This window comes from Sunxiuqinia sp. sy24 (assembly GCF_052677165.1).
Window position 1 is genome coordinate 21,273 of record NZ_JBQYLH010000025.1, and the last position, 19,085, is coordinate 40,357.

At 42.2% G+C, this 19,085-nt stretch carries 15 protein-coding genes; 7 read left to right on the forward strand and 8 right to left on the reverse strand.

The genetic code is table 11. From position 1 onward, the window contains the following. Positions 1-30 precede the first annotated feature (30 nt). A complete protein-coding gene (gene purB, locus ACUNWA_RS17740) occupies positions 31-1,377 on the reverse strand; it encodes an adenylosuccinate lyase (protein WP_445593265.1) in 1,347 nt (448 codons plus the stop codon). A 451-nt stretch (positions 1,378-1,828) separates the two neighbouring features. Here purB and ACUNWA_RS17745 point away from each other — a divergent pair, with 451 nt between their 5' ends. From ACUNWA_RS17745 to ACUNWA_RS17755, 3 genes are all read left to right on the forward strand, one after another. Beyond that, complete coding sequence (locus ACUNWA_RS17745; RefSeq protein ID WP_445593266.1) at positions 1,829-4,135, forward strand: glycoside hydrolase family 20 protein; 2,307 nt, start codon at positions 1,829-1,831, stop codon at positions 4,133-4,135. Positions 4,136-4,680: 545 nt separating this feature from the next. After that, the gene (locus ACUNWA_RS17750) at positions 4,681-6,801 is read left to right on the forward strand and encodes a helix-turn-helix domain-containing protein (RefSeq protein WP_445593267.1); all 2,121 of its coding nucleotides are present in this window, start codon (positions 4,681-4,683) and stop codon (positions 6,799-6,801) included. A gap of 341 nt (positions 6,802-7,142) precedes the next feature. Beyond that, on the forward strand, positions 7,143-7,871 hold the full coding sequence (locus ACUNWA_RS17755; RefSeq protein ID WP_445593268.1) for an energy transducer TonB: 729 nt from the start codon (positions 7,143-7,145) through the stop codon (positions 7,869-7,871). A 170-nt stretch (positions 7,872-8,041) separates the two neighbouring features. Here ACUNWA_RS17755 and ACUNWA_RS17760 read toward each other — a convergent pair whose 3' ends face one another. Next, a complete protein-coding gene (locus ACUNWA_RS17760) occupies positions 8,042-8,860 on the reverse strand; it encodes a metallophosphoesterase (RefSeq protein ID WP_445593269.1) in 819 nt (272 codons plus the stop codon). Between the two features lie 503 nt (positions 8,861-9,363). On the opposite strand from ACUNWA_RS17760, the gene ACUNWA_RS17765 reads away from it, so the two are divergent. Both ACUNWA_RS17765 and ACUNWA_RS17770 read left to right on the forward strand, forming a co-directional pair. Then, on the forward strand, positions 9,364-12,030 hold the full coding sequence (locus ACUNWA_RS17765; RefSeq protein WP_445593270.1) for a glycoside hydrolase family 3 C-terminal domain-containing protein: 2,667 nt from the start codon (positions 9,364-9,366) through the stop codon (positions 12,028-12,030). A gap of 142 nt (positions 12,031-12,172) precedes the next feature. Then, positions 12,173-13,084: a glycerophosphodiester phosphodiesterase family protein gene (locus tag ACUNWA_RS17770; protein WP_445593271.1), complete on the forward strand. Its 912-nt coding sequence runs from the start codon at positions 12,173-12,175 to the stop codon at positions 13,082-13,084. 197 nt (positions 13,085-13,281) lie between these two features. On the opposite strand, the gene ACUNWA_RS17775 is transcribed toward ACUNWA_RS17770, so the two are convergent. Further along, positions 13,282-13,449 carry a hypothetical protein gene (locus ACUNWA_RS17775; protein WP_445593272.1) on the reverse strand — a complete coding sequence of 56 codons (168 nt, stop codon included), beginning with the start codon at positions 13,447-13,449 and terminating at the stop codon, positions 13,282-13,284. Positions 13,450-13,527: 78 nt separating this feature from the next. Then, a complete protein-coding gene (locus tag ACUNWA_RS17780) occupies positions 13,528-14,178 on the reverse strand; it encodes a hypothetical protein (RefSeq protein WP_445593273.1) in 651 nt (216 codons plus the stop codon). A gap of 1,088 nt (positions 14,179-15,266) precedes the next feature. Between ACUNWA_RS17780 and ACUNWA_RS17785 the strand changes: the two genes are divergently transcribed. Further along, complete coding sequence (locus tag ACUNWA_RS17785) at positions 15,267-15,977, forward strand: hypothetical protein (RefSeq protein WP_445593274.1); 711 nt, start codon at positions 15,267-15,269, stop codon at positions 15,975-15,977. Here ACUNWA_RS17785 and ACUNWA_RS17790 read toward each other — a convergent pair. The 4 genes from ACUNWA_RS17790 to ACUNWA_RS17805 all read right to left on the reverse strand — a co-directional run bounded on the left by ACUNWA_RS17790 (position 15,958) and on the right by ACUNWA_RS17805 (position 18,009). Further along, positions 15,958-16,251: a hypothetical protein gene (locus tag ACUNWA_RS17790; protein WP_445593275.1), complete on the reverse strand. Its 294-nt coding sequence runs from the start codon at positions 16,249-16,251 to the stop codon at positions 15,958-15,960. The genes ACUNWA_RS17785 and ACUNWA_RS17790 overlap by 20 nt on opposite strands. 63 nt (positions 16,252-16,314) lie before the next feature. Continuing rightward, entirely contained in the window at positions 16,315-16,767 is a 453-nt protein-coding gene (locus tag ACUNWA_RS17795) for a hypothetical protein (protein ID WP_445593276.1), read from the reverse strand. Between the two features lie 101 nt (positions 16,768-16,868). Further along, a complete protein-coding gene (locus ACUNWA_RS17800) occupies positions 16,869-17,534 on the reverse strand; it encodes a hypothetical protein (RefSeq protein ID WP_445593277.1) in 666 nt (221 codons plus the stop codon). After that, positions 17,518-18,009 carry an RNA polymerase sigma factor gene (locus ACUNWA_RS17805; protein ID WP_445593278.1) on the reverse strand — a complete coding sequence of 164 codons (492 nt, stop codon included), beginning with the start codon at positions 18,007-18,009 and terminating at the stop codon, positions 17,518-17,520. Before ACUNWA_RS17805 ends, ACUNWA_RS17800 begins: the two co-directional genes overlap by 17 nt. Positions 18,010-18,423: 414 nt before the next feature. Between ACUNWA_RS17805 and ACUNWA_RS17810 the strand changes: the two genes are divergently transcribed. Then, the gene (locus tag ACUNWA_RS17810; protein WP_445593279.1) at positions 18,424-18,951 is read left to right on the forward strand and encodes a lipocalin family protein; all 528 of its coding nucleotides are present in this window, start codon (positions 18,424-18,426) and stop codon (positions 18,949-18,951) included. The last annotated feature ends 134 nt before the right edge of the window (positions 18,952-19,085 follow it).

Consider the following 19,085-nt stretch of genomic DNA (forward strand, 5'->3'; position numbering starts at 1 on the left):
TATAAGATCATTTGGATTTACCGGAATTAACTAAAAAATTCCGGTGTAATTATGAGGTGTAATTGTTTTGAGTTCAGCTTTCAGTTCATCACTGATTTCCAACGTATCAATAAACTCGTGAATAACTTCCTGACTCATTTTCTTGTTAGTACGAGTCAGGTTGCGTAAAGCTTCATACGGATTTGGATAAGCTTCGCGACGTAAAATCGTCTGAATAGCTTCGGCTACTACCGCCCAGTTTTTTTCCAAATCAGCATCAATCGCCTCTTCGTTGAGCAACAACTTACCTAAACCTTTCAAGGTTGAGCTAACTGCAATCAAGGTGTGTCCCAAAGGCATGCCAATGGTACGTAAAACCGTAGAGTCTGTTAAATCGCGCTGCAAACGTGAAACAGGCAATTTCACCGCTAAATGTTCTAACAAAGCGTTGGCAATTCCGATGTTTCCTTCCGAATTTTCGAAATCAATTGGATTCACTTTATGGGGCATGGCCGAAGAACCGACTTCACCTTCTTTAATTTTTTGCTTAAAATATTCCATGGAAATGTACGTCCACAGGTCGCGATCCAAATCCAGGACAATGGAGTTGATGCGTTTCAACGCGTCGAAAATAGCGGCATGATTATCGTAATTCGCAATTTGCGTGGTGTATTGCGCGCGCTCCAGTCCGAGGTATTTTTTCAGGAAATGATTTCCAAAAGCTTTCCAGCTAATTTCAGGATAAGCAATCTGGTGGGCGTTAAAATTACCGGTTGCTCCTCCGAACTTAGCATCGCAGCTCACCGCTTTCAACTGTTCCAACTGAATCTTTATACGCTCAGAGAAAACACGAATTTCTTTACCCAAATTGGTTGGCGAAGCCGGCTGTCCGTGTGTTTTTGCCAACATCGAAACGTCTTTCCACTCATCAGCCTGCTCATCCAGTGTAGCAACCAAATCATTGATTGCCGGATAATATTCGTTATCCAATGCATCCTGAATCGACTTTGGAACGGCCGTGTTATTAATGTCCTGAGAGGTCAAGCCAAAGTGAATAAACTCTTTAAAAGCCTGAATGCCCAGTTTATCAAATTCTTCTTTCAGAAAATACTCAACTGCTTTTACATCATGGTTGGTCACCTTTTCAATATCTTTAACCCGTTGGGCATCTTCAACCGAAAAATCGGCGGCAATTTGCCTTAACTTTCCAAACAGTTGGTGGTCAAAGTCAGCCAACTGTGGCAGTGGCAACTCGCACAAGGCAATAAAATACTCCACTTCAACCAGTACCCGATATTTGATCAGGGCATACTCGGAAAAATAGTTTTGCAGGTTCTCTACTTTCGATCGGTACCTACCATCAATAGGTGTAATTGCAGTCAATAAATTCAGTTCCATGATTATAATTTTTCGAGCTACAAAGGTAGCAAATATTTTGAGTGACTTTTCACCAAAAACCATTGGAAAAGGATTCGAAACATTTTGCTAACAAACCAAAAAAATAGCGGGCTAAGACCGATTGGCAGGCGGTGGGTCTTACTGCTCGGATGACTTGGAGTTCATTAGAGTAGTAGCCGGACACACAGATTTTCACACGCCTGGCAGCAAACCCGATGCACCCTAATGGGACAACTTGCGAGCGTTGACCAACAAGCCTGCAATGACTTTCCGAAGCGCTAGCCCGGTTTGTTTATTTTTACCGGACACGAATCACTTATTCAACTTTTGTAGCGCTTGTCGGCAAGGTTCAAAAACAAGCACATTTCTTAAGTTTCCTAATTTGGAATAAATTCCATTCTTTTGTGCCAAAAGAACTTCAATCTATAAATTCACGCGATAAGATACGACTATGATTACTACAAAACCTTTTGTTTTCGTTGCAATTATACTTCTTCTGTATAGTTGCCAAAAAGAGATAGAAACTCAGCCAATTCAAGTTATTCCTGAGCCGCTATCGATACAAGCTGAGGATCAGCCAGCTTTTGTTTTCAAGGAGAAAACATCCATCGTTATCAACGACTCGACCATGCTGCCTGCGGCAAGCCTATTGCAGGAAATTCTTCATAAACAATTAGCGGTTGTTTGGGACGAAAACAGCCAACCAAAATCAGCCGTTGTTTTTGAGTACGACGCCGGACTCGACTCATTAAGCCAGGAAGGCTACCAGCTTCAAATCGCTAAAAATAAAATTGGAATCCGCTCGGCCGGTCCTCAGGGATTATTTTATGCTGTGCAAACCCTACGCCAACTGCTTCCGGAAGAACTGGAGGCACAGCCACTTCAACAATTGGCTGTGCCTGCTGCCAACATCATCGACAGTCCTCGCTTTGGCTGGCGTGGTGTACACCTTGATGTTTCCCGGCATTTTATGCCTCTGGATTTTGTAAAAGAGTACGTCGATTACCTGGCCATGCATAAATTGAATGTATTTCACTGGCATTTGGTTGACGGCATTGGCTGGCGAATTGAAATAAAATCGCATCCGGAACTAACCGATATCGGCGCCTGGCGGGTTGTAAAAGAGGGTAAAAAACCCTGGCAAGACTATGAAGTTTGGAAAGCCGGAGATTCAAGGCCCAAATACGGCGGCTACTATACGCAAGAAGAAATTAAAGAGCTTGTAGCCTACGCCAAAGAAAGACAGATTACCGTATTGCCCGAGATCGAGTTGCCCGGCCACTCGGAAGTTGTTATGCAATGCTACCCCGATTTACTTTGCAAGGACAAACACGGCAAAAGCCTTAAAAACATTGGCGTTTACTGTGCCAGCAATCAGGATAGTTACCAACTGCTGGAAGATGTCCTGGATGAAGTGCTCGAATTATTCCCTTCAGAATACATCCATATTGGAGGCGACGAGGTTGGCAAAAGCAACTGGAAAGCCTGTGCCCAATGTCAGGCCACGATGAAGAAAAACGGCTACACGCCTCACGAACTTCAAAGTCATTTTGTCAACCACTTTGATGAATACCTCAAATCGAAAGGCCGGAAATTGATTGGCTGGCATGAAATTCTGGAAGGGGAATTATCGCCATCGGCCACCATTATGTACTGGGGAGGAGAAGCCGGTGTTACTGCCAGCTTAGAAAAAGGGCACCCCATGGTACTCACAACCGGTTCTCACTTATATTTTGATCATTACCAAAGCTTAAGCAAAAACGAGCCCAAAGCATTTGGGGGTTATGCGCCGCTAAAGAAAGTGTATAACTACGAACCGATCCCTGCGGAAGCTGATGCCGAAACCCGGGCCCGGATATTAGGCGTTCAGGCCAATCTCTGGACCGAATACATGCCAGATGAAAACCAGGTGGAATATATGCTTTTCCCACGTATTGCCGCCTTATCGGAAATTGCCTGGCAAGCTCCGGACAAGAAAGACTGGACACATTTTCAGCACAAAATGAACCGGATGATTGAACGCTACAGCGCCATGGATGTAAACTATGCGCCCAGCGCCTACCGTCCCGAAATTAAATTTCAGTTAGATAAAGAATCCAAAAAGCTAAACGTTGAACTGGAGACTGAGCTCCATGCGGATATTTATTACACGCTTGATGGCTCTGAACCAAATCAACAAACGGCAATACACTACACGCAGCCATTCACGCTTGACAAATCAACTCCCACAAAAGCCATTGCCATAAAAGATGGCAACAAAATGGTAAGCACAGAAACCAAGGACGCTATTTTGCACAAGGCATGCGGTGCCGAAGTCACGCTGGATTCTGAACCCTATGGCAATTACAAAGCACAGGGAGGTTACACGCTGGTGGATGCCGACTTTGGCGGTGATAAATGGGGTAATGGCAAATGGCTGGGTATTTTAAGCCGTGATTTTTCGGCAACCATTAACCTGAAAGAAGCCCTTACCATTTCGAAAGTTGCCATGAGCTGCATTGAAGAAACCGGAGCGGGCATCTATTTCCCGGCAGGAATGGAAGTAGCCGTATCAAGCGATGGAAAAAACTTCAAAACGCTAAAAACCTGGGAGAATAACCGAGGAGCAACTATTCCGAAAACTCCCGATATTAAAACAGAAACCTTTGTACTGAACTTTGCCCCAACCGACTGTCAATATATTCGGGTTAAAGCTCCTTACCAAAGGGTGAAAAACCAGGGCGTTTTTATTTTCATTGATGAAATTATCGTGGAATAAGCTCCACCCCACCCCTAATGGATCATTTGCATAAGGAGTAACAACCAATGATGTGAGTAATGCGATGTAACTAAACCTCGGAATGATTTTAAAATCAAACCCGGTTTCATCTCGCATAACTCACATCATGTTGTTTTAAACAGCTTCTTTTTTATTTCCCTCCATAAAGCCTAAGAGCTGTTGCCTCCCTAATAAACCGCATACCCAAATAAGAAAAGAATTCTGATTGGAGCCGCTTTAGGCTAACCGTTAAGAATAGCGAAAACATGTATTCGACTTCCCTTTAATGGACAAAACAGTGAGCCAAAAAACGTTAACAAATCTCATTGATTGAACACCTGCAGCTGCAAATGCCTGTCAGTTGCTCTCTTGTAGCCGTTAACACGAGAGCGACGAAAAGCAAGAGCGCTGACGAGGTGTCGGAAGGTATAAAACATTGCTTTTTTTGCCCAACCAATTGCAGGCAAATCCGTAAAATTCAAAGATTGTTTTTTCAATGGCAAGTCCCCTAAAAAACAAGAAATCAACTAACAAGCTCAACAACCATGAGCAAGAGGTATACATCCGATTCGTCATTCATAAACAGTTTAACCGAAACAATCGAGCAAAAACTGAAAGATGAACATTTTGGGGTATCCGAGTTGGCAAAAGCAATGGGCATGAGCCGCTCAAACCTCTATCTGAAAGTGCATTCGATCACTCACAAATCGGTTAGCTGTTTTATCCGGGAAATAAGGCTTCGAAAAGCGCTCAAATATTTGAAAAATGGAGAACTTAATGTTTCCGAAACAGCTTACGAAGTTGGTTTTAGCAGCCCAAACTATTTTATCAAGTGTTTTCACGACTATTACGGGTTCTCTCCGGGTGAAACAGAACTTCAAGAAACAATTGCCCCTACCCCTTTTGCCACCCTGGATAAGGTGCCGAACACTGGCACTTGGGCCAGCCGGAATCGTAAGCGAATAGTTTCAACAGTAGGCATCCTTCTCCTCGCAATTCTGGGAGGTCTGGTCGTAATGCCCTTGTTGGTTCAAAAGCAAAACATCGAAAAATCGATTGTTGTGCTGCCATTTATCGACGACAGTCCCGAAGCGGGTTATAGCTACATTGTGGAAGGATTGATGGAAGAAATTCTAAACAAGCTTTGTTTAATCAGCGATTTGCGCGTGGTTTCAAGAACCTCGGCTGAACATTATCGGAACTCGCCCAAAAGCAGTCGGGAAATCGGGAAAGAACTCAAAGTAAATTACATTCTGGAAGGTAGCGCACAGACCATCAAAAACACCATTCGAATCCGGCTTCAATTAATTGAAACCCGCACCGACAGGCACCTCTGGTCAAAGCCTTTTGAACGGGAGGTAACCATGAATAACATTTTCCAGGTTCAAAGCGAACTGGCTTTGCTGGTTGCTAATGAACTGGATGCCGTAATCACCAAAGATGAGAAAAAACAGATCCGTAAAATCCCAACAGTCAACCCCACGGCCTATAATTTATACTTGCGGGGCCTGGACTATAAACGACTTTTTGAGTTACAGCCGCTGCAACAATCCTGGCAAGAACGCCTAAAAGCCAAACAGTTATTTCAGCAGGCTGTTCAACTGGACTCAACCTTTGCCGATGCATGGGCACAACTTGGTGATTTTTATATCCGAAATATTGCCTATTGGGGCAACATCTATTTAAAAGATCAATACCTTGACTCGGGCTTGATAATGATAAATAAGGCTCTGAAATACGACGACAAGAACTGGAATGCCCTGGCTTTGGAGGGTCGGTATTATTTGCTGAAGGGAATGCCTGAAAAAGCTAACGAGTTATTTCAGGAACTACCCATAAACGAAGAAAACCTAAGCGAATATTACGAGTTCGCCTTCTCGCACTTCCTGAGCACCGGAGATAACTACAATGCCCTCAAGAGTTTTTTGGGCTACAATGAAGTGATGCCGGACAAAATGGCCATGCGACCGTTAATATTGGTGCAAGTTGGCTGGATCTTAACCTACGTAGGTTACCCCGAAGTGGCAAGAAACTATGCCCGGCAAATGCTTCATCTTTACAACGACTCGATCAGATACTTCAAAGCGATGAACGAAATTGAGACCATGTCGGGGAATTTTGAACCAGCTATGAACTACTGCCTGCGCATCTATGAAAAAGATTCAACCCATACCGATAACCTGTATTACATGATGATCAACTCCGTTTGGCTTCGCGACTATCCTGCGGCCTACAAGTATCTGTTAAAATACGGGGGGAAATACATCAATAGCGAAAGTGCCATGATCCTGCCTTTTGTTTACGAAAAAAACGGTATGCATAAAGAAGCGCAGGAAGGCTATCAAAAGGCCTTGAAAATCTGCCAGGATGAAATAAAACTAAACAACTTTTTTGCACAGATCTATTTCTCCCACGCCGCTTTAGCCTGCGTGTATTCGGCCATGGGCAACACGGAAAAAGCCCTGGAATATTTACGCCAGGTAAGAGACCATCAAAAACCATGTTCCCGCTTGTTTGTAGTCAGCATGAAGTACTGGCCCCTGCTTGATAACCTTCGGCAGGAACCCGAATTTCGCCAGATACTGGCCGACATGGAAGCCAGCTACCTGCAGGAACACGAACGCGCCGGAGATCTTTTACGCGAAAAAGGAATTGTTCAGCAATAATTTGCTTTAGCTACCAGCTAACATCCCTGTTAATGGAAAGCCCTCCTGCCTGAAAGCCTTTCCCGACTGATCAAAACTTTCACCTGCGGGTTTCTTAATCCTCTTAGTCACAGTCAACAATACCTCGTTTCCGTTATAAATCCCCGCAAAAAGAGAATTTCAACATAAACTAAACTGAACTGGCTATAATTATAGCCCTTGGCTTTATTTTAAGTTAATCAGAACATGCTTACTATGCTTTGGACTTTCACCCCAATTAACTTTGTATCAGATTAATTCCTGAACATTCAAATTGTAAAAAGAAAGCAAACACCCCCTGTATTAACGCAAAACTAAAAGCCATGAGAACAAGTATTTTATTCGTACTAATTATGGTGCTCTCGCTGGGAGCATCAGCTCAGTATCACAAAATGGAAAGTGAAATTGAGGTAAGGCCACCACTGTTTAAAGCAACACCGGTAAATCTGGCTGACAAAGAAGTTAGTCTGAATGATTTTGTTGCCGAGAATATGATTTATCCGGAAACGGCTGTTAAAAGCAGCTACGAAGGAACTGAAGTCATTGAATTTACCGTAACCACCGACGGAACTCTAAGTAACTTTCGGGTTATCAACAGTGTATCTGCAGACGTTGATGATGAGCTTATTCGCGTATTGAAATTAACAAACGGCATGTGGATTCCTGGATCAAACAACGATGGCTACGTTGATATGCAGCGCGAAATTTCTGTTGCTTGCAGAATTAAAATTGACAATGGATCAGGTTATCTGACTGATTTTAAAGAACAGGCAACAAAACACTTTAAAAAAGGAAGTAAGCTATTGTACATCAACCATCACCCACGCAGAGCATTGGCTAATTTCGACAAAGGAATCCGATATCTTCCTCACGACGCCAACCTTTTGGTTTTGCGTGGCTATGCTAAGTTTGCCCTGGATGATCTTGATGGTGCAATTGAAGACTGGCAAATTGTTAAAGAAAAAACAAACATTGACACGTTAAAAGAAATCGCAAAAAAACACAATGACCTTGAAGGATATGCTGAACTACTTGCTGAATTTGACAAGTAAGCCTTATCGCTTCAAATTTGAATGTTCACATTTAAGTTAACAACATGAATCTCCACACCGGAGGTTCATGTTGTTTCGTTTTGAACCTAAATGGATCAGTACACCACGCGATCAAAATCATTCGATAGCGGGGCTATTGGTGCCAGCTTTATTGGCGGAACCGGCCTGTCTTATTGCGCAAGTTCAGCTTGCAAGGCCACAAAACGTTGTGTTAAGGTATCGGGTGTAGCCTGCCAAAGCCTGAATCCGAAAGGCCTTTTATCAAAATTGATACTGGTTGTTTCACCACTAACCAATTGAATGTTTTCGTAGTGATTAATGGTTAACTGGTGGGTGTGTCCCGACAAGTAAGCACGAACGTTGTTTTGCTGAAACAAGGCCAGCAACTCCTGCCTTTTCTCCAGTGGAAAATTAAAATAAGCCTCTTCTTCCTCGGGCGTTTTGGTGTATAACGGATAATGCCCGATAACCACCACCGCTTGCTTTTTAAGGCCTTGGCTTTTCATCGTTTCTTTAAACCAAAGGTCATGCTTGTCGGATTCATCTTCCACATTTGCTTTCCACAATTGCGAATTGGTGACAATAAATGAATAACCTTTGTTCTCAAATTCGAAATAATCGTTTCCAATCGTTTCCCGGTAATAACTCAGGCTTGCGCTGGTGGGCGTGTTTCCCACGTCATGGTTTCCGGGAGCCACATAGCAGGGCATTGTAAAGCCACCCATAACTTCTTTAAAATCGGAAAAAGAACTGTCGTTGGCCATATTGACCAGGTCGCCGCATATCACTACAAAGTCAGGCTTAAGCGCATTGATTTGCCTGACCGCCTGTTCAAATTTTTTCACATCCTGTTCATACCCCTCCGCGTAAAATCCCAGCTGGGTGTCGGATAGCTGAACAAACGAAAAGGGCTGCTGCTTTTTTCCGGTGCAGGAAACAACAAAGACAAACAGGGCAAGTAAGAGAAAGTTCTGGAATCGGGCAATCATGGTATTATTTTTAGGTTTATATACGAATAACAAAGATCACCTATTTTACGGCTTCATCCATTATTTTCGAACAAAATAGTATGTCAGCTTAAACTCTTGAGCATCCATTCAAGCGGGGCACGAATTACAAATCCAAACAAGCTTGCAAACTTTGTTGGAAAACAAGGTGTGGGCTGTCCCATAAGTAAAACGATTAGGACTTAGCACTTTCAATTGAATAAGTATATGCCCCCACCCAAGCTCCACCGGGGAGGAATTAGGCGTCTGTTAGATTGAATAACGTTCAAATTGTAAGTACTTCATTATTTTCATTCTTCTTTTGGGGCAGCCCCTATATTCATCACGCAACAACAAATAAGCCTCACTCACTCACTCACTCACTCACTCACTCACTCACAAAGTCAAACGAATAAAGTCGCTAGTATAAGAAATGTTCCTTCCAATAATATTTGTATTTTTGTGAGCAGAACAGAACAAAACAGCGTACTATAAAAATCTTTATTGTGAGTAAAATCTACATCTTATTTCTGACCATTTTAGGGGTCACAACGTTTCAAGCAAATTCACAGGAAGTATACCCATACAAAAATCCGCAATTGCCGATAGAACAACGTGTCAATGATCTGCTGGGCAGAATGAGCCTGGAAAATAAGTTTTGGCAGATGTTTATGATCCCCGGTGATTTAAGCGATGGAAAAGAAAAATATGAAAATGGAATCTTCGGATTTCAGGTTGCTGCCAAAGGGAAACAGGCTAATGCTGCTGCACAGCTACTGGAATACGGCCCTTCTGGCACGGCACGCGAAGTAGCCGAACGTATCAATTCAATTCAAAAGTATTTTATTGAAGAAACGCCCCTGGGTATTCCGATTATTCCTTTCGATGAAGCTTTGCACGGATTAGTTCGAGATGGAGCCACAGCCTTTCCTCAATCCATAGCCCTGGCTGCAACCTGGGATACGACCCTTATTGGACAAGCGGCCAAAGCAATCGCCATGGAAACCAAATCGAGAGGTATTCGGCAAATATTGTCACCTGTATTAAACATTGCACGAGACGTTCGCTGGGGACGCACAGAAGAAACATACGGAGAAGATCCCTTTTTAACCACTCAAATGGCCAAAGCCTTTATTGGTCAGTTTGAAAGAAACGGAGTTATCACCACTCCCAAACATTTTGTGGCAAATGTTGGTGCAGGTGGCCGCGACAGCTACCCGATTCATTACAACGAAAGACTGTTGGAAGAAGTTTTCTTTCCGGCCTTTAAAGCAGTATTTACAGAAACCGGAGCCCGCTCAGTAATGACCTCTTACAACTCGCTCGACGGAACACCATGTACATCCAACAACTGGCTATTAAACAATAAACTTAAAGAGGAATGGGGATTTAAGGGATTCACCATTTCCGATGCGGGTGCTACAGGCGGTGCCAATGTATTACACTTTACCGCCAAAAACTATGCTGAGGCTACTGAAGATGCGGTAGAGGGAGGTTTGGATGTGATCTTTCAAACTGCTTATAACCACTATCCTTTATTTTGGGAGGCTTACGAAAAAGGCATGATCGATGAAAAAGCAATTGATGAAGCAGTTCGCAGAGTATTGCGGGCTAAGTTCGAACTCGGGTTATTCGAAAATCCATATGTTGATCCGGAACAAGCCGCCTACTGGAACAACCGTAAACAACACCGAGAACTAACACGGGAAGTAGCTGCCAAATCAATGGTATTACTGAAAAATGAACAAAACATACTTCCCTTAAACAAAAACAAAACCATCGCCCTAATCGGGTACGATGCTAAAGCCGGACGTTTAGGAGGTTACAGTGGTCCGGGAAATAATATTGTAAGTATGCTGGATGGAATACGCAACAAGATTGGCAAAGAAAAAGTTACGTTTTCAGAAGGTGTTTCTCTGCATTCAACAGACTATGAAACCATTGCATCTGAATATTTATCAACTACAAATGAAGGACAAACTGGAAAGGGCCTAAAAGGAGAATATTTCAGCAATATAAAACTTGAAGGAAAACCGCAAGTAAACAGAATTGACAATCAAATACAATTTGGCTGGACTCTTTTCTCACCACATCCTGATTTAGCTTACGACTGGTACTCAGTACGGTGGACTGGACGTTTAAAAGCCCCAAAAACAGGAACTTTTAAAATTGGACTGGAAGGCAATGATGGGTATCGGTTGTGGCTCGATGGAAAGCTACTGATTGACAACTGGCAAAAAAAGTCATACCAAACCATTCTTAAAGATTTCAATTTCACAGCCGGAAAGGAATACGATCTAAAAATTGAATTTTTCGAATCAACCGGCAATGTAAAATTAAAGCTGGTTTGGAATACCACTGTTGAAGATCCGTGGGAAAAACAAATTGCCGATGCCGTTGAAGCAGCAGAATCCAGCGATGTAGCAGTTGTGGTTGCCGGGATTCATGAAGGTGAATTTCAAGACCGCGCCTTTCTTGCTCTTCCCGGTCACCAGGAAGAATTAATAAATGCAGTTGCTGCAACAGGAAAACCAACGGTAGTCGTTCTGGTGGGCGGAAGTGCGATTACCATGAACAACTGGATAGATCAGGCAAATGGAATTCTGATGGCCTGGTATCCCGGCGAAAATGGAGGAAATGCGCTGGCCGATGTACTGTTTGGCGATGAAAATCCGGCAGGAAGGTTACCTGTTACCTTTCCCGTTCACGAAGCACAATGTCCTTTGTATTATAACCACAAACCTACCGGCCGCGGTGACGATTACTACAATTTAACCGGACAACCACTGTTCCCATTTGGTTATGGACTAAGCTATTCTTCGTTTACATACAGCAAGCTAAAATTTAGTAAGAAAACGATCCGCAATAACGAAACGGTTGAAGTTTCCTGCACCGTAAAAAATAATAGTAAGCAAGAGGGAGATGAAGTGATCCAATTATATATTCGCGATGTACTGGCCTCAGTAGCACGCCCGGTAACGGAACTAAAAGGATTTCAACGCATCAGCCTGAAACCCGGCGAAGAAAAGTTAATCCATTTTCAATTGGGTCCGAAGGAATTAAGCATGTTAGATCAGCACATGAAACGAGTCGTTGAATCCGGCGATTTCCGTATTATGATTGGTGCTTCTTCAAAAGATATTCGCTTAAGAGGGATTTTAACCGTGGAATAGTCAGCCGGTTCAATTTTATTGAACACGATACTGTTCGAAAAAAACGACTACGAGAGAATAGCCTGTACAAGCAAGAATGAACATCGCTCAACTGGCAGCTATTCCTCTCAACAATAATCAACTTAAAAGATAAAATCTTAGCATGAGAAAAGCATTATTGAGTTTCGCTATCCTGTTTTTCATATTAAGTTGTGTTCAGGAAAAACCGGCCCACATCACAAGCATAATTGAGGAATTAAATAATTCAGAAAGTAAAAATGTACTGGTAGCAGCTCATCGTGGAGATTGGCACCATGCGCCTGAAAATTCCCTGCAAGGTATCAAAAACTGCATTGCCATGGGAGTAGATATTGTGGAGGTGGACGTTCGGAAAACGAAAGACAATCAGCTGGTTTTGATGCACGATGCAAGCATCGACAGAACGACTAACGGCAAAGGCAAAGTTTCGGATTATTCGCTTCAGCAATTGCAAGAATTTTATTTAAAAAATAATCAGGGCGGCGCGGATGCGGCGCTCACCCAGTATAAAATCCCCACCCTTGAAGAAGCTTTGCTGACAGCAAAAGGAAAAGTAATGCTTAACCTGGATAAAGCCTATGGATTGATGAACGAGATCTGGCCAATACTGCAAAAAACAGGAACCACCGACCACATAATTCTTAAAGGGGGGAAAGATGCTTCGCAGGTGATCGCGGACTTGTCGTTTGCCAATAAACCGATTTTTTACATGCCAATTTTATCCAGTTCACAGGAAAATGTTGCCACAAAAATCAGAGAACACCTGGAGGCATACGATCCGGTTGGATTTGAGTTCATCCTGAGAAAAAATGATTTAGTCATGGCCGAATCGGATTTTATTAAAACCAATGGAGCACGTGTATGGGTCAATACACTTTGGGCCAGTCTTTGCACCGGGCATACCGATGCGAAAGCGCTGGAAAATCCGGATGAAAACTGGGGCTGGGTAATTCAAAAAGGAGCCAATATTATCCAAACTGATTATCCTGAAAAGTTAGTACAGTATCTGGAAAAGAATGGTTGGCGTAATTTTTAAATGCCAATAAATAAAAGTAAGAAACGTGTATTTCCAACTCATTTATTTCCTGTTTAGAATTGTTATTGATGATTTGTTTTAGCGGTTACTATTTCTCTGGCCTTGCAACCAGGGCACGGATTACAACCTTAAATCTGCGCCAGCAGAGAGATCATTAAACCACACGATAGAATCGTACGGAAGCAGGGGCTGCTTGTTTATTTCGATTCCAATTTATCGATAATTTCCCGCAACAAGTCATTTTGCTCTTCTCTTAAGGCGATAAACTTACTCACCCAGCGGTAAATCAAATAAAGTATTCCAACAATTAGGGACAGATAAACAATCGCAGAAACGATAATCGGAATGAAAGGCATAATAGTCATAAGTTAATTTTTTAAGTTTTTATTTAGAAATTCCAACCAAGGCACGGATTACAAATCCGCGCCAGCGGAGGTTGAATTTTATCTATTCAGATATCTTTTCATTTTCATTTCAAATGGCTCTTCAATTCTTAAAATATAAATCGCAGCCCACAATCTGTTTTTAGGAATATTGAAGTCAAATTTATCATGATTTCTGGGGAAATAAACCGCTGTTCCAGTAGGCAAATCTCCCGAGATATTTATATTTTCATGAAGTGACTTAAAGAAGTCATCATTTTCTCCAAGTTTCTCCAAATAATTCATATAATCCCCAACAGGTTTCAATTTAAGATTTTTAAAATTTTCAAGGTCTCTATAAATCGTATCTTGGTATCTTACCATTCTTGTGTGAGTGCTCATGTGCCAAATGGCATTAAAAACAGTAGTATCCATTTTCTCCAAATATTCATACTTTGCGTTTGCTCTAAACGGAATTAAAAATTTAGAACTGTCTTTTATCACGTTAGACATTTTCTCAAAAAATAAATGGTACGCATTGTTTATGTTTGTTTCATTTGTTTTTTCCAAAACCATTTTGTCAACATATTCAACCATTAATTCTAAACCTTTAATCTCATTTTCATTAAACGTTTCAGTCAATAAATTATCCGTTTCTAATCCAACTTTGTTTTGACAAGAAAATGCTGTTAGTGCCAGCGCGAATAATAGAATAATCTTTACTTTTTTCATTGCAGCTCAGTTCTTAATTGCCCCACGCTGTCGTGAAGATTGCATCGCGTGGTAGCCATTTATAACAATACCATGATCCAAGCCTCCACTCCACTCACTAAGCTTCCTCGCTACCAAGGCTTTTATTTTTGTAGCCCTCAAGATACTAGTTTTTGCTAGTAAACAGTTCATCTATTTATTATTTTATACTTTGAGAGCTACCAGGGCTACTCCACAGGCTTAACAACAGCACAGCAAAATAGGTTAGTACCTTCTTTTTCAGTGGCATCTTTCCAGCCAGCTGAACAAAATCATGCTGAGAAACATAAATTTATTTTGAACCTAATTGCATATCACCATTCCCTTTTTTATCAATAATGTTTAATTTTAGTCAACCGATTGGGCTCGTCCAAAAGCTCCCCCTCCGGGGCACCTCGAAAGCAGCAACGATCTGTAAAAATGCAATAACCCGATGTTTGAAAATCCATCGGAGGGCTAAAAAGAGCTCCGGACGCAATTGAATCGGCTGAAAAAGTTCTTTGATAATAAAACAGACTCCTTTAACGGATTTGCCTTTTCATTGAAATACGCTAAAAAGCGCTTGGTACGCCTGTCCGAACCGTTTGTCCACTGGAAAAAGTCCTTGGAAGACTCCCAAAAGCAGTCCGGACATCCAAAAAATAACCCGAAATGCTCAGCCGAGCAAAAATAGAGCGTTTCAACGGCCCGGAAATGTGTTTCAAGCACTCCGCCGAATGTTTCAAGTGCTCGAGTTTGTGTTTCAAGCTGTCGATTACGAATTTCAACAGCGCGGCAGCATGTTTCAACAAATCCGCTAAGTGCTTGAACTGCCCGGCAGCGTGTTTCAACGACTCCGTTACGTGTTTGAACCTGTCGGCCCAGTATTTCAACTAAAAACTACGGCCTTCAATCGGATTCACAGGTACGTTCAACGCTTCCGGGATAGCATTCAAGGAACACAACAAATGATACAGGAACCCATTCGCGGATCGGAATCTGCCACAACTGACTGACACCCCACCGATAAACTTGATCAGAAAAAAGCGGTTCGCACGGACCAGCGAATTATAAACCTAAAATTTAGAAAAATGAGAAAAAAGACTGTTACCGTAAACTTCAACATTGCACTCTCTGCTCTTTACACCTTTGCCATGACCAAAATCGGTTTCATGATGCGCGATTTGCTCGAGTTTATCAAGTACGGGGTGACCGAAGAGAAGCTGAACGCCCTGAAAGCGATGCTGACTGACTTTGCCAACATTCCGACCGACGATGAGCTGGTAGGCGTGCAGGTAAGTGCCACCCAGGAAAAAGACGAGGCGGCCATCCAGCTGCGCGATGCCATTGCGGAAATTATGCAGCGTGTGGAAAACAAGTTTGGCGCGCAATCGGGTAACTACCGGAAGTTTGGCGTTTCGGGCGTCAGCGATCTGGACGGCGGCAAGCTGAGCTATGTGGCCCGGCGGGTACATCGGGTGGCCGGCACCATGTTGCCCCAGCTGGAAAGCGAAGGACTGACACCGGAAATTTTGGCTGAACTGAATTCCCGAGTGGACACCTACGAACAGGCACTAAGCAGCCAGGAAGACGCCATTGCCGACCGCGACATTGCTACCGAAAACCGCGTGGAAAGAGCCAACGAAATTTATGCTCTGCTGGCAAAATACTGCAATACCGGCAAACAAATTTGGGAAGATACCAACGAAGCCAAATACAACGACTACATTATTTACGACACACCAACGGGCAAGCCCAAAGATAAAGACAACCAGGAAGTCCTTAGTGAAACCGAATTGTAAGTGTCATTCTATTGATCAGGTGACTTGGAGTCACCTGATCAATATGCTCCATATGCAAATCATTCACATGCACCATCAAATGAAAATGGGTTGGCATCAAACACCAGGCTAAAACGTCAGCATGTGGCAACACATAAGTCCTGATCTTTTCAATGAAAAACAGGTAGTTGCCGCGTGTAAAAAACAGGCGTTGCGAGTTGTTTCCACGATTAAAGACATGATAAATATGACCGGCTTCAAATTCCACGGCTTGATTCAAAATTGGTTGCTTCAAATTACGATTTTAACACAAGCCCAGCAAAGCTTGCAGGTTTTGAATAGTAAGGGAAGGTGTCATTTAGAGCACCGGATCTTTGGCCTCAGCCTTCGAATCCATATTACGCCCGATGATTAAGCCGATTAGCATTCCAAAAACCAGCCCCAACGATATGCCCAGAGACCGTTCAAAACTTGATAAGAACACAATTCCAGCAAGAATCCCGAACGACGTTCCCAGACCGATACCCAGATTGGTATAATACCCCTTGGGGGTTAGGGAAAAGGTATCCCTCAAGTATTTTTCAAATTTACGAAGTGCTTTGTTTAGGTCCTTTTTTCTGTTCTCAGTAGCTGATTTCAAATTTAAATTCCCGAGCTCCGTCTCGATGGATTGAATTTCATCTTTTGAGAATGCTCTGGATTCTAATTGGCTTAGCATGTACAGGAATTTTTCACACAGCTTGATTTCATCCTTTTTCGTTGTTTCGTTTTTCAAACGCTCTAAAAAATTAGAAGCTTCTTGTATTGTCATAATCGTTCATATTTTCCTGGTTAGTGGCTGAGAGCCAATTTTATTACATGCAAGCTTCTTTTTTCGAAAAAAAAAGTTGAAACGCTTTTAAACACCATGCTTTAGGACGTGCTGTTTTTTAATTCTTCGATATCGGCCATGAGTTCTTCCAATTTTTTGAATACCCTGCCATAAATAAGGTTCAAATCCCACAGGTAAATCCTGCCCCCAAAAAAAGCCAATAAACCCACCAGTATAAGAACAGCAACCAGTCCGACTAGTGGGATTCCATAGAACAAATGGACATCAGGAAAACGTACCAGAACTTCTTTCAGCAGTTTTTCGCCTAAAGGAATACCGTCTGTGTTTTTAAACCAAAAACCGATAATAAATGACAGAAAAAAAACCGGGTACAAAAATGTTGACATGTTCTTATTAATAGCTACCTGCTTTTCAATCCATTGGTTAAAGGCTTTGAGGTATTCATAGCTACTGCCCCCCTTATCTATTTTCTTTAAATCATCGAATAAGCGCTTATTAACGACAACAAGAACCGCAAGACTTACAAAAAAGATCGCCCCCATTAAGGGTATTCCTGCCAAAAACGAGACCACTAAAAAGACAAACGAAAAGGCTACAATTGCAATCAAATTTACCTTAAACATCCTTTTAAATTTATCAATGATGTGATTCGATTTTTGCTTGTATAGCTTGTCTATTGTGGGGGCCACGAGGGCATCGCTTTTAAGAAAGCCTTCTTTCCAGATATTTTCAATTGATTTTTCCATCTAATATCTTTTTCAATCGGGTTTTAATTCTTTTGACACGAACACCAATATTATTGGGGTTGGTTCCTATAATATCAGCGATTTCCTGATAGGATTTTTCTTCCAGATAAAGCGTAATAATGGCTCGGTCAATTTCTGATAATCTTCGAATAGCATCATAAAGCAGGTTCAGCGATTCGTCGCTAAAAGCATGACTATCTTCTGTTTCTTCAGCAGTCAGGGAATCGGACACAAACTGCTGACCATTATTTTTCTTCTTCTTCAGTAAAGTTAAACACACGTTTAATGAAATACGATAAACCCAGGTACTCCATTCCGATTCCTCTCGAAAGTTTTCTTTACTCCTCCAAATTTGCAAACAGACTTCCTGAAAATAATCTTCAAAATCTTCTTGTGAGTTGGTATACGCTCTGCACAACTTGATAATTATTCCCGAAAAAGGCCAAATAGACGTTTTATAAAAATCGTTACTCAATATTGCTTTTTTTTAGTTGGTGGCTTAAATCCTGAATTATTACATCCTTGTTTAAATTTATAAAAAAATGCCGGTAGGTATTCTATGATACTCAACTCCTTTGCCGGCATACAAAAAATAGACAATGGTTCTTAAATCGGGAAATCGTGTCGCCCCTTGGTAAGCGTATTTTTATGTTCTTTAAGCTCTTATAGCTTACATACGCGTCAAATCCGGTCGGTTTCGACGACTTAGGCCCCATAATTGACGAATACACCCGAAGTCGGAAACGCTGTCGGGCAAGTGAGTGGACAAATACCGGCCAATTAAACTGACAAAATTAATTCATCGGCTTTGCTGAGATCGCCCGATGAACAATAAACAAAAAAAATTCTTACATTTAATACCAGTTCAAGCAACCCTAAAATAAACATCATGTACGCCAAAATACCCAGCCTTATGCTTTTAGTCGTTTTACTTTTCTCCTGTCAGTCCAAGCAATCCATGATTGACAAATCAACGGTTCAGCAGCTCGATTTGGAACGCTACCTGGGAACCTGGTACGAAATTGCACGCTTTCAGCATTCGTTTGAAAAAGACCTGGTGGGCGTTACCGCCACCTACTCGCTGCGCGACGACGGGAAGCTTAAGGTCGTCAATGCCGGTTATCAAAACACGCTGGATGGCCCCTACAAAGAGGCTGTCGGCAAAGCTAAAATTCCGAATCCCGAGCAGCCCGGAAAACTAAAAGTAGCTTTTTTCCTGTTTTTTTATGCCGAATACAATGTGCTCGAATTGGATGAGAGCTACCAATACGCCTTGATTGGAAGCTCTACGCCTGACTATTTGTGGATCTTAAGCCGCAGCCCGCAGCTCGATGAAAAAACCTACCAGCAGCTGGTCGACAAGGCAGCTGCTCGGGGATACGACACCAGCAAGCTCTTCAAGGTTCCGCAAAAGTAAGCGACCAAACTTATTTCCTGGGTGACTTGAAGACATCCAAAGAAAAATAAAAAGAGGCTCAAGCTCACGGGTAACACCAAACAAAACCAATCATAACAAACGAAAATTACTTAACTTTGAAAACACGCTCTAAA

What these genes read in the sequence shown, in the direction of transcription:
- purB (WP_445593265.1), bottom strand. Translation starts at nt 1,377, where the DNA reads ATGGAACTGAATTTATTGACTGCAATTACACCTATTGATGGTAGGTAC.
- ACUNWA_RS17775 (WP_445593272.1), bottom strand. Translation starts at nt 13,449, where the DNA reads ATGACTATTATGCCTTTCATTCCGATTATCGTTTCTGCGATTGTTTAT.
- ACUNWA_RS17755 (WP_445593268.1), top strand. Translation starts at nt 7,143, where the DNA reads ATGAGAACAAGTATTTTATTCGTACTAATTATGGTGCTCTCGCTGGGA.
- ACUNWA_RS17800 (WP_445593277.1), bottom strand. Translation starts at nt 17,534, where the DNA reads ATGGAAAAATCAATTGAAAATATCTGGAAAGAAGGCTTTCTTAAAAGC.
- ACUNWA_RS17770 (WP_445593271.1), top strand. Translation starts at nt 12,173, where the DNA reads ATGAGAAAAGCATTATTGAGTTTCGCTATCCTGTTTTTCATATTAAGT.
- ACUNWA_RS17780 (WP_445593273.1), bottom strand. Translation starts at nt 14,178, where the DNA reads ATGAAAAAAGTAAAGATTATTCTATTATTCGCGCTGGCACTAACAGCA.
- ACUNWA_RS17760 (WP_445593269.1), bottom strand. Translation starts at nt 8,860, where the DNA reads ATGATTGCCCGATTCCAGAACTTTCTCTTACTTGCCCTGTTTGTCTTT.
- ACUNWA_RS17810 (WP_445593279.1), top strand. Translation starts at nt 18,424, where the DNA reads ATGTACGCCAAAATACCCAGCCTTATGCTTTTAGTCGTTTTACTTTTC.
- ACUNWA_RS17795 (WP_445593276.1), bottom strand. Translation starts at nt 16,767, where the DNA reads ATGACAATACAAGAAGCTTCTAATTTTTTAGAGCGTTTGAAAAACGAA.
- ACUNWA_RS17750 (WP_445593267.1), top strand. Translation starts at nt 4,681, where the DNA reads ATGAGCAAGAGGTATACATCCGATTCGTCATTCATAAACAGTTTAACC.
- ACUNWA_RS17745 (WP_445593266.1), top strand. Translation starts at nt 1,829, where the DNA reads ATGATTACTACAAAACCTTTTGTTTTCGTTGCAATTATACTTCTTCTG.
- ACUNWA_RS17785 (WP_445593274.1), top strand. Translation starts at nt 15,267, where the DNA reads ATGAGAAAAAAGACTGTTACCGTAAACTTCAACATTGCACTCTCTGCT.